This window comes from Streptomyces sp. NBC_01003, from assembly GCF_045162695.1.
Classification (GTDB): domain Bacteria; phylum Actinomycetota; class Actinomycetes; order Streptomycetales; family Streptomycetaceae; genus Streptomyces.
The window spans coordinates 9626107-9639190 of sequence record NZ_CP108707.1 but is presented as its reverse complement, the minus strand read 5'-3'; the positions used below and the strand labels follow the sequence as shown (position 1 = coordinate 9639190).

Annotated in this window: 11 protein-coding genes and 2 pseudogenes; 8 read left to right on the top strand and 5 right to left on the bottom strand. The window is 69.4% G+C overall.

The window, feature by feature from the left end; genetic code table 11:
• Positions 1-73 precede the first annotated feature (73 nt).
• Positions 74-1486: an MFS transporter gene (locus OG698_RS44325; protein ID WP_406109805.1), complete on the top strand. Its 1413-nt coding sequence runs from the start codon at positions 74-76 to the stop codon at positions 1484-1486.
• Between the two features lie 159 nt (positions 1487-1645).
• Positions 1646-2527 carry a DUF4232 domain-containing protein gene (locus tag OG698_RS44320; protein WP_406109804.1) on the top strand — a complete coding sequence of 294 codons (882 nt, stop codon included), beginning with the start codon at positions 1646-1648 and terminating at the stop codon, positions 2525-2527.
• 25 nt (positions 2528-2552) lie between these two features.
• Here the strand turns inward: OG698_RS44320 and OG698_RS44315 are convergent.
• From OG698_RS44315 to OG698_RS44305, 3 genes and pseudogenes are all read right to left on the bottom strand, one after another.
• Positions 2553-3044, bottom strand: a pseudogene (locus tag OG698_RS44315) (nucleotidyltransferase domain-containing protein).
• A 173-nt stretch (positions 3045-3217) separates the two neighbouring features.
• Positions 3218-3730 carry a hypothetical protein gene (locus tag OG698_RS44310; protein ID WP_406109803.1) on the bottom strand — a complete coding sequence of 171 codons (513 nt, stop codon included), beginning with the start codon at positions 3728-3730 and terminating at the stop codon, positions 3218-3220.
• A gap of 767 nt (positions 3731-4497) precedes the next feature.
• A complete protein-coding gene (locus tag OG698_RS44305; RefSeq protein WP_406109802.1) occupies positions 4498-5118 on the bottom strand; it encodes a helix-turn-helix domain-containing protein in 621 nt (206 codons plus the stop codon).
• Between the two features lie 90 nt (positions 5119-5208).
• Here OG698_RS44305 and OG698_RS44300 point away from each other — a divergent pair.
• Both OG698_RS44300 and OG698_RS44295 read left to right on the top strand, forming a co-directional pair.
• A pseudogene (locus OG698_RS44300) lies at positions 5209-5957 on the top strand (thioredoxin reductase); the annotation flags it as partial.
• 720 nt (positions 5958-6677) lie between these two features.
• Positions 6678-7163: a nucleoside deaminase gene (locus OG698_RS44295; protein WP_406111627.1), complete on the top strand. Its 486-nt coding sequence runs from the start codon at positions 6678-6680 to the stop codon at positions 7161-7163.
• 166 nt (positions 7164-7329) lie between these two features.
• On the opposite strand, the gene OG698_RS44290 is transcribed toward OG698_RS44295, so the two are convergent.
• Together OG698_RS44290 and OG698_RS44285 are read right to left on the bottom strand one after the other, a co-directional pair.
• A complete protein-coding gene (locus OG698_RS44290; RefSeq protein WP_406109801.1) occupies positions 7330-7827 on the bottom strand; it encodes a GNAT family N-acetyltransferase in 498 nt (165 codons plus the stop codon).
• A gap of 112 nt (positions 7828-7939) precedes the next feature.
• Positions 7940-8839 (bottom strand): GNAT family N-acetyltransferase, encoded by a 900-nt coding sequence (locus OG698_RS44285; protein ID WP_406109800.1) that lies wholly within the window; start codon positions 8837-8839, stop codon positions 7940-7942.
• Between the two features lie 203 nt (positions 8840-9042).
• Between OG698_RS44285 and OG698_RS44280 the strand changes: the two genes are divergently transcribed.
• The 4 genes from OG698_RS44280 to OG698_RS44265 all read left to right on the top strand — a co-directional run bounded on the left by OG698_RS44280 (position 9043) and on the right by OG698_RS44265 (position 13082).
• Positions 9043-9648 carry a maleylpyruvate isomerase family mycothiol-dependent enzyme gene (locus tag OG698_RS44280; RefSeq protein WP_406111625.1) on the top strand — a complete coding sequence of 202 codons (606 nt, stop codon included), beginning with the start codon at positions 9043-9045 and terminating at the stop codon, positions 9646-9648.
• Between the two features lie 108 nt (positions 9649-9756).
• Positions 9757-10635 (top strand): phytanoyl-CoA dioxygenase family protein, encoded by an 879-nt coding sequence (locus OG698_RS44275; protein WP_406109799.1) that lies wholly within the window; start codon positions 9757-9759, stop codon positions 10633-10635.
• On the top strand, positions 10632-11687 hold the full coding sequence (locus tag OG698_RS44270; RefSeq protein ID WP_406109798.1) for a LacI family DNA-binding transcriptional regulator: 1056 nt from the start codon (positions 10632-10634) through the stop codon (positions 11685-11687). The genes OG698_RS44275 and OG698_RS44270 overlap by 4 nt, the downstream gene beginning before the upstream one ends.
• Positions 11688-11840: 153 nt before the next feature.
• Positions 11841-13082, top strand: coding sequence for an extracellular solute-binding protein (locus tag OG698_RS44265; protein ID WP_406109797.1), 1242 nt, complete (start codon positions 11841-11843; stop codon positions 13080-13082).
• Positions 13083-13084: the final 2 nt, after the last annotated feature.

The window sequence follows — 13084 nt, the reverse complement described above, 5'->3', positions numbered from 1 at the left end:
GCAGGCGGTCCGTAAGACCTTGACACGGCGCGGGTCTGCCGAGGGAGGCGTGTTCCTGATCTACGGTGCTGACATGGTGCGTGCCGGTGGTCCCCAGACCCGTGGACCGGACAGGTCTGCGGCTTCGGGCCGTTCCCTGGCCCCGCTGCTCGCTGTCTGCGCGGGCTACTTCATGGTTATTTTGGACGTGACCGTCATCAACGTCGCCGTTCCGGCGATGGGGCGGGAACTGTCGGCGTCGCTGACAGGGATTCAGTGGATCACCAACAGCTACACCCTGATCTTCGCCGGCCTCCTGCTCACCGGCGGCGCGTTGGGAGACCGGTTGGGCAATCGCCGGATCTTCTGCACCGGGGTGGTGGTGTTCACCGTCGCCTCGGCCGGCTGCGGACTGGCCCGGAGCACCGGGACTCTGATCGCCGCCCGGCTGCTGGAAGGCGCCGGCGCGGCAATGATCGTGCCCGCCTCCCTCGCTCTCCTCCAGCAGGCGTATCCCTCCCCCGTCGAACGCTCCCGGGCCTTCGGCCTGTGGGGCTCCATGGCCGGCATCGCCGCCTCGGCCGGGCCCCTCCTGGGCGGCCTCCTCGTCACGACCGTGGGCTGGCGCTGGGTGTTCTTCATCAACCTGCCCGTCGGATGCGTCTGTTTGCTGCTCACGCTGCGCCGCGTGCCCCCTTCGGCCCGGCGCACGGACCGCCCCGTGGACTGGCCGGCCCAGTGCGCGATCATCGCGACGGTGGCCCTGCTGACCGCCGTACTGAACGAGGCCGGACGACGCGGCTGGACGGACCCACTGATCCTGACCGGGGCCGGCCTGTGCCTGCTGGCAGCAGCCGCGTTCGTCCTGCGGGAGCACCTGGCCCGCACCCCCGTGCTGCCCCTGCGGCTGCTGCGCTCCCGCGCGATGAGCGGAGGAGCGGTCATCGGCCTGCTGTTCAACTTCGCCTTCTACGGGATGATCTTCACCGCCAGCCTGTACTTCCAGCATCAGCGCGGCCTGACCGCGCTGCGCACCGGGTTCGCCCTTTTCCCGGCAGTGGCCATGACGATGTTCGCCTCCGTCCTGTCCGGACGGCTGGCACGCCGCACCGGACACCGCCCGCTTGTGGTCACCGGCTTACTTCTTGGAGGGGCAGGCCTGGCCGGCTGGGCCGCGGCCGGACCGAACCCGAGCTATGTACTGCTCGTGGCGCCGATGATGGCGGCGGGCTTCGGTACGTCCTTCGCCCTCACCGGGTCAACGACCACCGTGATGGCGGCCGCCCCTGACAAGTACTCCGGCACCGCCTCCGCCCTGTTCAACACCACCCGCCAGGTCGGCAGTGCCACAGGTGTCGCGCTGGGAGGCTCCCTACTGGCCTCCACAGGCAACTTCACCACCGGGCTGCGGACCAGCATGGCCATCGGTTCGGCCGCTTACCTGACGGCCGCCGCCCTTGCGCTCTTCTGCATCCCGCGGAAGGCACCCCGCCACGCCACCGACTGAATGGCGGCGAGGCAGCGAGCCAGGGCATGGCAGGTACGCCGATGGGCCGGCCGGTGTGGAAAAGCCACTCGTCGTCAAATACCCACCTGTAGCACTCTCGTGGCCGGAATTATGGCCTCCGCCACGCGCGTGTGGCTCGCGCCCTGATGAAGTGAATGAATGCGAAGATCCGTTTCCCTTCTGCCGGCCCTGGCCGCGACCGCCCTGCTCTTCACGGCCTGCGAACCCCCGCCCCACACACAGGTCGACGACCCGGGCAAGGACGGCGTACGGATCACATCTCTGACCTTCCCCTCGGTCTCCCCCTCGCCCACCCGCACCACTTCCGTCTCCGCCGACAGCCTCCCCGTGGACTCGGGGGTCATTGCCTCCTACGAGGTCGCCAACAAGGGCACCAAGACCCTGACCTACTCAGTCGTCTTCACCTTCATGAGCGGTGACGGCGGGGCCATGACCAACCAAACCGTGACCGTGCGCGACGTCGGCCCCGGAAAGACCGTGCGAGGCACCGTCCGGGCCGGAGAACTGCCGCCCGCCGCCCCTCGGGTGACGGGGGCAAAGGTCCTCGAAGTGACCAAGGTCCCCGCAGGCGAGGCGCCTGCCGCGACGGGCACGTGCCCCGCCTCCGGCATCCGGGTCAGCGCCGACAAGGGCGACGCGGCCATGGGACTGCGCGTCGTGGGGCTCCACCTCGACAACTGCGGCGCGCGCGACTACACCGTCGACGGATACCCACTCCTGGAACTCCTGGACGACGACCTCAACCCTGTCCACGGCATCCAGATCCTCGACGGCAGCGGCGACATCACCACCGGCGCCGGGCCCGACGAGCAGCCACGGCCCGTCATGCTCGAGCCCGGCGAGTCGGCAACCGCCGGCCTGGTGTGGCGCAACACCACCGAGGCCGGTACGGCAGTGAACGTTCCCCATGTGCGCGTCCGGGCGAAGGCGGGTGCCGACCCGGTGACGGTAACCCCGCACCTCGACCTCGGAACCACCGGAAAGCTCGGGGTCAGACCGTGGGAGAAGGCGGAACGCTAGGGCCTTTCGTTTGGATCAGGCTGGATCAGAAATGCGTGGTGATCCCGAAGACGCGGCGCAGTTGTGCCATGTCGTGCCGATCGCGTTCAGACGGCTCGTATCCCTGGTGGAAGTGGACCTGCTACTCGGCGGACAAGCACGGGACGGGCGTTCCCTTGATGGTGCCGGTCACGAAACACGAGCAGGGATAGGTGAAAGGGCGCTGCGGTTCGGGTGATGCCTGCACTGCTGAGCCGTCGTCGGCAAAGACCAGCGGGTGAAGGTCGATCTCCCGTCCGTCCGCAGCTGCCATGACGAATCGGATGGGCCTCCGATCCACACTCTCCACGAAGCCCACCTCACCAAGGGCCCCCAGCGCGGCGGCTTCCTGGTCCTGCCGGTGCATCAAGTCCAGGTCGCGGTGGTCTCGGGTCTGCTCGCCGAGCAGAGCATCGATTCCCCACCCTCCACCGATCCAGACGTCAACGGTCGTCCGGCGCAAAAGAGTTAGAACGCACAGCACGTCGTCAGCTGTCATCACCCGACGCAGACTAGAAGCATCCGCCTGTGGCAGCGACCGAATTCCATGTCCCCCGCTATGTCGTACCCGCGGATGCCGCGCTCTCGCTGTGTGGGCGAGTCTGGGAGTAACGCAGTGTGCGGCCCCGGCGCTAACCGGGCCCGCACACCGCTCTCTCAGCAGGCAGACAGTCAGCGTCCGCCGCCACCGCCGCCGCCGTAGCCGCCGCCACCGCCGCCGCCGCCGCCGTAGCCACCGCCACCGCCGCCGCCGCCGCCGTAGCCACCGCCACCGCCGTAGCCACCGCCGCCGCCGTAGCCGCCGCCACCGTAGTTACCGCCGCCGTAGCCGCCGCCACCGTAGTTGCCGCCGCCGTAGCCGCCGTAGCCGCCGTAGCCGCCGTAGCCGTAGTTGTTGTAGTTGTTGTAGCCACCACGACCGTAGCCGCCGTAGCCGTAGTTGTTGTAGTTGTTGTAGTAGCCGCGGTTGTAGCCACCGTATCGGTGGTGGCCGTAGTAGCGGCAGTCGTTGTTGTGCCAGCTCCAGCCCCAACCACGGTTGTAGCAGTCGTTGTAGCCGGAGTTGTGGTGGGTCGAGCCTGTGTTGGCCGAGGCCGTCCCCGCTGTGCCGATCGCGGCGCCGCCCGCCATCAGAACTCCGGTGGCGGTCACTGCGAAGAGGCGCTTCACGCGAAGTGCTCGCATGAGATTTTTCTCCCTTCCATCGTCTCGCGCACCCGAACGCGAGATGGATGGCCGCGCACGCAAGAAGGATCAGGGGCGCGCGGTCGAAATGTCACCGCTCTGGATTTGAGAGACACGCCGTAGCCATCCACCGACCGTGTCGGCCGTGTACGGCTCTACGCGCGAACCCCGCAGCAACAGTCGAGCTGTCCACCGCGAGAAGACTTCGCCGAAGTGGCGCGTCCCGGGTTGCGGTCTCAGTGGTAAACGCTACTCCCAATCCGCTCCACGTCATCTTGAGCGGGCACTCATCTCGGCACCGAACCCGTTCGACCCGGCCCGACCGGCGCCTCACTTGCGGGCAAATCCGCTGGTGGCAGAGCCTTCTGAGCACTCACCTGATGTTCCGGCCGCCACAGCGGCACAACCTCACGCCAAGCCGGCCTGAAGGGAAAGAACTGCCCCGACAGGTCCAACCGTTGCCGCCTTCGCGGAGCCCGGGGCACCGCTTCCCCTGCAAACTCTGCCCGACAGCAGTGACCCAAGAGATGCACGCGCTGCCAGTCAGTCACCAAACCCCGCGTCACGCGTCGCCACGTGTCGTCGCTGGCCGTGGCGACAGCGACTGCGTTGCGCGGCCGGCGATGGCGGTGACGCGCGCGGTGAGTACTTCCGCCTCCAGGTCGAAGGTGTCTGCCTGGCTGCCGGTGTCGGCGGCATTCTGCTGGGCGGGTGTGTGGGCGGTCGGGTGTGCGGGTGTGTGGCAAAACTTCTGCCGCGGCACGAGCTCAGGAGCAGGGGCCGCCCGGTTCGAAGTCGCCGCCGGCTCCCTTGCTGCCGCTGTCGCGCTGGTGGCCGCGGCGGGCGTCGCGGTCGAAGATGCCCAGGATCTCGCAGGGGCCGCCCTCGGCGCCGATGGCGTGCGGGAGCATGGTGGGGAACTCCGCGGCCTGGTTGGTCTCGACGCGGAACCTGCGGTGGCCCAGCATGAGGATCGCGGTGCCGGACAGGACGACGAGCCATTCCCGGCCAGGGTGCGCACGCATGCGCGAGGGGTTGTCCGGCGGTGGCTCGGTCATGCGCTGGCGCACGACGCTCATGCCGGGGTCGCCCTTGACGGGCCAGCGCATCACGCCGTGGGCCGCGTCGATCATGGGACTCGTGATGACGTCGTCGGAGGCGTTCTCCACGAGCTGGTCGAGAGATGTGTCGAGAGCGCGGGCGAGGGTGACCAGCTGATCCAGGGCGAGGCGGCGCTGGCCGTTCTCGATGCGGGAGAGCGTTGACTGGCTGACTTTGGCGCGGGTGGCCAGTTCCTCCAGGGACCAGCCCTGTGCCACGCGCAGGGCGCGGATCCGTTTGCGTACGAGGCTGTCCAGCTCCCCATCATTTTGCGTCATAGGCAACATCGTATGCCCGACATGCAACTGGGGGTTACGTTCGGTTACGAGGTGACCCGGAAAGGCTGAGGTCACGCCCGAGCGAGAGGGTGCGAGGACATGACGGTGACGGCTTCCGCGTACGCGACCGACACACTGCCCCAGGGGAATGTCGACGCCGTGGTGATCGGCGGCGGGGCCGCTGGTCCGAGCGGTGCGCTGATGCTCGCCCACTCCCGCCGCTCGGTCTTCGTGATCGGCAGCGGCACGCCCCGCAATGCGCCCTGCCGAAGCCATGCACGGCACTGGGGGCGCGGTGTCGTGCACCGCCCGAACTCCCACGGCTGGGAGGTGCGCGACGAGCCCATCGGCACCCTCACCACCGGCCCCGCCTCGGTCCACCACGCGCTGCTGTTCCGCCAACTGACCGACGGCCTGGTCTACTTCACCCGCGGCACCGAGCTGGACGAGGACACCCGCGCACGCTTCGACGCCCGCGACATCCGCGTCGTCGACAGCCCGGTGCGGGACCTCCCGAAGAGCGAGGACGGCGGTATCGCCGGGGTGCGTCTGGCCGACGGCACGCTCGTGGCTCGCCGCATCCTCGCGGTCGCCACCCGGATGCGGGCCCGCACCGAGGGCGTGGACGGCCTGAAGCTCCCGATGGAGGACCTGTCCGACAACTTGGGCCGCCGCTTCGCCTCCGGCATGGCCGACGCCACCGAGGTGCCGCACGTGTGGGCTGCCGGCAACGCCACCGACCTCACCGCCAGGTGGCCGCCTCCGCCGCGGCAGGTGCCCACATCAACGCCCACCTGACCACCGCCGACATCGGGGCGGCCTTCGCCGCAGTCAGGGCGACATCGCCATCACCGCCTGACGCCCGGGCCCATGCGGAACAGCGCACATCGAACCGAGCGCACGGCTCCCGCACCCCGCCCCACTCCCCCGGCGACTCACCATGCTCCAGCCCGCCCCTCGTAGACCCCGTATGCGAACTGGACACCGTACTGGGTGTCGCCACGCTCTGCGCGCTCCTCTCGGCCCGCTACCAAAGCTCCATCGACGGCAAAGCTGCACGGCATCCCCCGGAACACCGCGGACGCCGCACGGGAAGGCCCGGCCAACGCTGTCGAGGCAGCGGGCAGCGCCGGCTCGCACGCCCAGCAAGTGGTCCACGCCGCGCGGCAGTCCTTCATCGACGGCTGGCAGCAGGCCATGTGGGCAGGCGCTCGCCGTCATGGGCGCCCTGTTCGTCTACGTCCTCGCCCTCGGCCCGAAGACGACAGCGCCGGGCGCAGCGATCGCGAACGGAAAGGGGACCACCTCGGAGACCGTCTCCGCGTGACGCCCGCACCCAACCAGGCGCAGAATGCCATCTGTTGACAGGGCATCAGGCGCTCGCACACGACGACACCTGCCACCCTCGACCGGTTCTGCCTACGTCGACAGCGGCTGGCAGCGCTCCTGCCGCTCGGTGGCTCAACACGCTGCCGCAGACCCGCCGAGTACAACACCGATGCGGGACTCTGCCCGAGGCCTGTGTGAGCATGGCGTGCGCATCAGTTTCGAGCGCCGGAGGGGCTTTGATGGACACCCACGACTTGGACCATTTGCGCCGGTGCGTCGAGTTGGCTGCCGAAGCGCTGGAAGCCGGGGACGAGCCCTTCGGCTCGGTACTCGTGGACGGCGCCGGAGTCGTCCGCGCCGAGGACCGCAACCGGGTGGCCGACGGCGACGCCACCCTCCACCCCGAGTTCGAACTCGCCCGCTGGGCGGCCGCGAACCTCTCACCTCAGGAGCGGGCCGCCGCCACCGTCTACACCTCCGGTGAGCACTGCCCGATGTGCTCGGCCGCACACGCCTGGGTCGGGCTGGGTCGCATCGTGTACGTGGCCTCTGCGGCCCAGTTGTCCGGGTGGCTCGCTGATTGGGGCCGCCCCCAGGCGCCCGTGCGCAGCCTGACCATCCAGGAGGTCGCTCCCTCGGTCGAGGTCGAGGGCCCCGTCGATGAACTCGTGCCCGCGGTCAACGAGTTGCACCGGCGCCTCGCACTACGGGCATCCAACGCCTGACCGACCGCATCTGTCCTCTCAGCGGCCTGGCCGGCGCCGGGGCCCACCCGCACCACCCGCCGTAACCGGGCGCCGTTGCGACGAGCACCGCACCCCACCCGCTGGGCCGAGCTCTCCGAGTGCGGTTTCCCCGGCCGGTCCGGGCGGCTGATGTCCAACAGAATCGTCAATCGGCGGGCGGCAGCGACAGCCACTCCTTCCAGGTGATTTCCCGGCCCAGGTAACGAGGCTGTCGGAAGGGCCAGCCGGTGGCGATCCACTCGGGCACCAGCGCGTCGAGCGCGCGCTCCGCCTCGCTGCCGACGAGGTCGTCCACCACCCACCAGGAGATCTCTCCGTCGGAGCCGATGCGCTCGGGCGGATCAATGTAGACGCAGCCGAGGACCGCCGTCTCCTCCTCGTCAAGCAGCGCGTAGTTGAAGGACTTGTGCGCGGCTATCTCCTTCTCGTGGCGCAGTAGGTCGACGCGGTCCTCTTCGTAGGTCATCGTCTTCTTCGGCCATTCCCAGGCCGGACCGAAGATCTCCCACAGGCGTTCCTGGGAGCCCATCACGGCCGGGTAGTCGAGCGCGGTGTCCGCCTCGCGGATCGGCCGCAGGTGCAGCGCGGTGTGGGGCACGGGCACATGGACGGGGTGAACGAAGTCATCCGGCAGCCAGCTCATGAGAGGGAGGTTACAACCGGCCGCCGCGCAGGCGGTCCACACGGCGCAGATGCGCCCGCTCCACCGGACATGTTCAACATCCGGCACGCAGTCCACCAGTCCGTCGAAGTCCTCATCCCGACAGTGGTGTGGTGATCCGCTTCTCGAACCAATGGTGGGCGTACGGCTCGTCGTTGAAGGCGGCGACCTCCTGGAATCCGCAGGAGTGGTACAGGCCGATCGCGGCGGTGAGCGCCTTGTTGGTGTCCAGGCGCAGTACGTCGCAGCCGTGCCGGGCGGCCCGCACCTCCAGCTCGGCCAGGAACCGGCGGCCGAGACCGAGGCCCCGGGTGCGGGGATCGACCCACATGCGTTTGATCTCGGCCGGGGCGCCGGGCGGCAGCTTCAGACCGGCGCAGCCGACAGGCTCGCCGTGGAGCCGGGCGACCAGGAACAGGCCGTGCGGTGGGCGGAGTTCACCCGCGTCGGGCAGCAGGCTCCGCGCGGGATCGAATCCGGTCTCGAAGCGTTCCTGTATTTCCGCGAAGTAGGACCGCAGGCAGTGCTGGGCGTCCGGGCGTTCCGGATCAACCACGTCCAGCGTGACCGTCGCGGCCGTCAGCAGCCGGTTGACCTCGGCCATGGCGGCGACGAGCCGGGCGCGCTGGTCGGCGTTGAGCGGCTCCAGGAGAGAGCCGGCCAACTCGTCGCTACGCCGGTCGAGCACGGCGTATTCCGCGCGGCCTGCGTCAGTGAGACGTACGGTGCGCACGCGCCTGTCCTCCGGCTGCGGCTCCACCGTCACGAGGCCGTCCGTCTCCAAGGAGCGCAGCAGCCGACTGACGTAGCCGGAGTCGAGCCCGAGGTGCTCGCGCAGCCACCGTACGTCCCGGCCCCGTACGCCGATCTCCCAGAGCAGCCGCGCCTCGGCGACGGGCCGGCCGAGGCCCAGGTAGTGGTCGTGAAGCACGCCCACACGTTCGGTGACCGTGCGGTTGAACCGCCGCACTCCGTCGATCTGCGTCGCATCCATATCTCTGACTTTAGTCAGAGAATCCCGGTCGGGTCAGTCAGGGGTTTCAGCCTTCCGCGCGCCGACCGGGCCACGCACCAGCGGCTGCTCGTCACGGAACGTGTACCCCGCTCGCCGGACGATGAGTTCCCGTAGTCCCGGAAGTCCTACCTGGCAGACTCCGCGCCGATGAAGGAGAAGCTGTGACGGACGATGTCTGGGCAATGGTGCACGCCGAGCGTGAGGCGCTGATCGACGACCTCGCGCACCTCAAGGACGATCAGTGGCTGAAGCCGTCGCTCTGTGATGGGTGGACCGTGCACGACGTGCTCGCCCATCTGATCGACACGGCCCGCACGACTCGCCTCGGTTTCGTGAAGGACCTGGCCCTGGCACGGTTCGGCTTCAACCGTCAGAACACCCGCGGTGTGGAACGCGAACGCCGGAGTACACCGCAGGAGACCCTGGAGCGGTTCCGTCAGGTGGCATCGCGCACATCAACCCCTCCGGCGCCCCTCGACAGCCGGCTCGTCGAAGAAGTCGTCCACGGCGAGGACATCCGCCGACCCCTCGGCCTCACCCGCACCTACCCCCCGCAGGCCGTCGTCAGATCACTCCGCCTGCAGACACGCACTCCTGCATCGTTCGGCGGAGCCAAGGAGCTGCTGACGCGCCTCCGACTCAGGGCGACGGACACCGACTTGACGCTAGGAACGGGGCCAGAGGTGACGGGGCCTGCGCTCTCCCTGCTTCTGGCTGTGATGGGGCGCCGGGCGGCACTCGACGATCTCCACGGCCCCGGCGTCGCCACGCTGACGGAAGGTGCCTGACCGCTCTCGTCGGGACTGCCCGGCCCTCGGCACGGGCGGCCTCCGCCGGCTCCAACAAGGCCACCCGCAGGACGCCACACCGCCGGGGCTCGGCCCCGGTCGTCCTGAATGATTGCCGCTGAGCCCTCTCCTCCGGCCCGAAAGGTCGCCTGGCCAACTCGCTCTCCCGCTCGCTTCCCGGGTCGGTTCGGTCATCGGTATCAGCGCGTACGGCGCCTCGCCCGTTCGCCGTTACCCGCTGCCGCACTGCACCGGGTGCACCGGGTGCACCGGGTGCACCGGGTGCACCGGGTGCACCGGGTGCACCGGGTGCGGCTCTACCACGATCAGGCGCTGTGCAAGGAGCCGTCCGGCAGCATCACGCCCTGGCTCGCCGATCAGTACTACTGGCCGCTGTCCTGCGACCGCTGCTTGACCGTCTGGCTGCCGCTGCAGGAAACCCCCATGGAGATGGGCCCGCTCGCCTTCGCCCGCGGCAGCCACCACTTCGCGTACGGCCGCGACCTGCCCATCTCCGACGAGTCCGAGGCCCGCCTCAAGAAGACCCGTCACCGAGCAGAACTTCGAAAACGTCGCAGAGCCGTTCGCGCTCGGCGACGCGAGCTTCCACCGCGGGTGAGCCTTCCACCACGCGGGGCCCAACCGCGCCAACGTCCCACGCCGTGTCATGACGGTCATCTACATGGACGCCGGCATCCGCGTCGCCGAGCCCACGAACGACCACCAGGCCGCCCGACCGTGGCTGGATGCCCGGCACCAGGATCGGCCAGGTCCCGGACACTCCCCTCCACCGCGTGCTGCACGACGTGCGCCGCTGATCGGACCGCGCCCATGGCCACAGACATCACCGGCCGCCACTACCCGGCACCTGGTATGTTGCCCCGGCACCCGCCCGACCGTAGGCTGAATGCGCTTTCAGGAACAACGGCGGGCAGCCGGGCACGCCACAGGTGCCGGGCGAAGGGGCGAGGCGAGACAGCAAGATGACCACTCCCACGGTGTACGACGTCGCCGAACAGGCGGGCGTCTCCATCGCGACCGTGTCGCGCGTCTACCGCAACCCCGACGCGGTCCGGGCGGAGACCCGCGAGAAGGTCCTGGCCGCCGCGCGCGAACTCGGCTACGTACCGAGCGGCAGCGCCCGCGGACTCGCCAGCCGGGCGACCGGCGTGCTGGGACTCTGCTTCCCCGACTTCCACGACACCGAGGCGGAGCACGCCGCGGGCGCCGAGGACGCCGAGCTGGTGCTCTACTCGGACCAGGTCATCCGCGGCATGGAGCGCGCGGCCCGGCGCCAGGGCTACGCGCTGCTGATCTCGGCCGCGCACGCCGACCAGGCAGGCCGGCAACTCGCCGAGGTGGCGGGGCGCGTGGACGGTCTGGCCGTGCTTGCGCAGTCGCTGACCGATGAGGACCTCGACGTCGTGGGGCGCCGGCAGCCCGTCGTCCTGCTGGCCGGCGAGCGGCACGCCGGCTACGACCACGCCGAAGTGGCGAACTTCGACGGCCAGTTGGAGCTGACACGGCATCTGATCGTCGACCACGGGCTGCGCCGTCTCGCCTTCGCCGGAGGGCCGGCCGACTCGCCGGACGGCGAGGCACGCTTCCGCGGCTTCCAGGCCGCCCACCTGGAGGCCGGACTGCCGTTGCCGAAGGCGCCCGACACCAGAGGTGACCTCACCCAGGCCGCGGGCCGCAAGGCCGCACTTGAGCTGCTGGACCGGGACGAGACCATGCCCGACGGCCTGGTGTTCGCCAACGACCAGATGGCGGTGGGCGCGCTGCACGCCCTGGAGGCGCGCGGAGTCGCCGTCCCGGACGACATCGCCGTGACCGGCTTCGACGGGATCCCGCTGAGTCGTCTGGTGCGGCCGACGCTGACGACCGTACGGCAGCCGACCGGCCACCTGGGCGAGGTGGCGGTGGAGCTGCTGATCGCCCGGCTCCACGAGCGCGACCGGGCGGCCGAGCTGCGCGTGCTGCCGGTGTCGGTGACCCGCCGGGCGAGCTGCGGATGCGCACAGGAACGCACCGTTTGAGCGGGGCACAACAGCCCTTTTCCCGCTGCGTGTTCGCGGATGTCCGCACGTTTACGGAAGCGTTACCTCCAGACCCCTTGAGTCGGTCCGCCTCGTACTACAAGGTCATGTATGCGCTTACGTACAGCGCTTACATGAATGTAGGAGGGCCCCATGACACGCACCAAGTCCGTCAGCGTCGCCGCGACCGTGGTGGTGACGGCGCTCGCCCTGACCTCCTGTGGGAGCGGCGGGGGTGAGCAGGTGGCGGCGGACAAGAAGCAGACGCTCACGGTGTGGGCCATGGGCGAGGAGGGCACCCGCCTCAAGGCGGTCACCGACGAGTTCACCAAGCAGCACCCGAACATCACCGTCAAGGTGACCCCGGTGGGCTGGGACGTCGTGCACCAGAAGCTGGTGTCGGCCATCGCCGCCAAGAAGACGCCGGACATGGCGCAGATGGGCTCCACGATGATGGGCGAATTCATCGCTCTGGACGCCCTGGAGCCGGTGGACAGCAAGACGTTCAAGAAGTCCGACTTCTTCCCCGCCACCTGGGACAGCAACGTCAAGGACGGGACGGCGTACGGCGTTCCCTGGTACGCCGACACCCGCGCGCTCTACTACCGCACCGACCTCGCCGAGAAGGCCGGCGTCGACAAGGCCCCCACCACGTGGAAGGACCAGCAGGATCTCGCCGCCGCCTACCAGAAGTCGGGCACCGAGTGGGGCACGGACCTGCAGCCCAGCAGCACCGGCGCCTGGCAGAGCTGGGTCCAGTACCTGTACTCGGCGGGCGGCGAGCTGATCGGCAAGGACGGCAAGCCGGCCCTCGACTCCCCTGAAGCGGTACGGGCGTTCACCGAGTGGGCGAGCTACTTCAAGAAGGGTCTCGCCAAGAAGACCTTCACGCCCGGGTACGACGTCACCAAGGACTTCGCCTCCGGGAAGCGGCCGATGTTCCAGTCCGGCCCCTGGATGGTGCGCAACATCGCCGATCAGCAGCCGCAGATCAAGGACAAGTACAAGGTCGTGCCGGTCCCCGCGGACAAGACCTCGACCTCCTGGGTCGGCGGCGCCTCCCTGGTCACGTTCAAGGACAGCGCGCACAAGGCGGCGGCCGAGGAGCTGACCCAGTACCTCACCACGCCGAAGACGCAGGCCCAGTGGTACGAGGCGGACAGGGCGCTGCCGGCCAACAAGGCCGCCTGGGACGAGCCCGCCCTCAGGAGCGGCGGCGAGTCGCTCGCCACCTTCAAGGCCTCGCTCGACACGGCGAAGGCGATCCCGCCGCTGGAGAAGTGGAACGAGTTCGCCGCGGCCGTCGAGGGCGCCCTGGCGAAGATCTCGCAGGGCGCGGACCCGGCGGCGACCGCGAAGACGCTGCAGAAGACGGCCGAGGGGCTGGTGGACTGACC

Excerpts from the sequence above, each read along its gene's own strand:
- OG698_RS44325 (WP_406109805.1), top strand. The coding sequence starts at position 74 with ATGGTGCGTGCCGGTGGTCCCCAGACCCGTGGACCGGACAGGTCTGCG.
- OG698_RS44320 (WP_406109804.1), top strand. The coding sequence starts at position 1,646 with ATGCGAAGATCCGTTTCCCTTCTGCCGGCCCTGGCCGCGACCGCCCTG.
- OG698_RS44310 (WP_406109803.1), bottom strand. The coding sequence starts at position 3,730 with ATGCGAGCACTTCGCGTGAAGCGCCTCTTCGCAGTGACCGCCACCGGA.
- OG698_RS44305 (WP_406109802.1), bottom strand. The coding sequence starts at position 5,118 with ATGTTGCCTATGACGCAAAATGATGGGGAGCTGGACAGCCTCGTACGC.
- OG698_RS44295 (WP_406111627.1), top strand. The coding sequence starts at position 6,678 with ATGGACACCCACGACTTGGACCATTTGCGCCGGTGCGTCGAGTTGGCT.
- OG698_RS44290 (WP_406109801.1), bottom strand. The coding sequence starts at position 7,827 with ATGAGCTGGCTGCCGGATGACTTCGTTCACCCCGTCCATGTGCCCGTG.
- OG698_RS44285 (WP_406109800.1), bottom strand. The coding sequence starts at position 8,839 with ATGGATGCGACGCAGATCGACGGAGTGCGGCGGTTCAACCGCACGGTC.
- OG698_RS44280 (WP_406111625.1), top strand. The coding sequence starts at position 9,043 with ATGGTGCACGCCGAGCGTGAGGCGCTGATCGACGACCTCGCGCACCTC.
- OG698_RS44275 (WP_406109799.1), top strand. The coding sequence starts at position 9,757 with ATGATTGCCGCTGAGCCCTCTCCTCCGGCCCGAAAGGTCGCCTGGCCA.
- OG698_RS44270 (WP_406109798.1), top strand. The coding sequence starts at position 10,632 with ATGACCACTCCCACGGTGTACGACGTCGCCGAACAGGCGGGCGTCTCC.
- OG698_RS44265 (WP_406109797.1), top strand. The coding sequence starts at position 11,841 with ATGACACGCACCAAGTCCGTCAGCGTCGCCGCGACCGTGGTGGTGACG.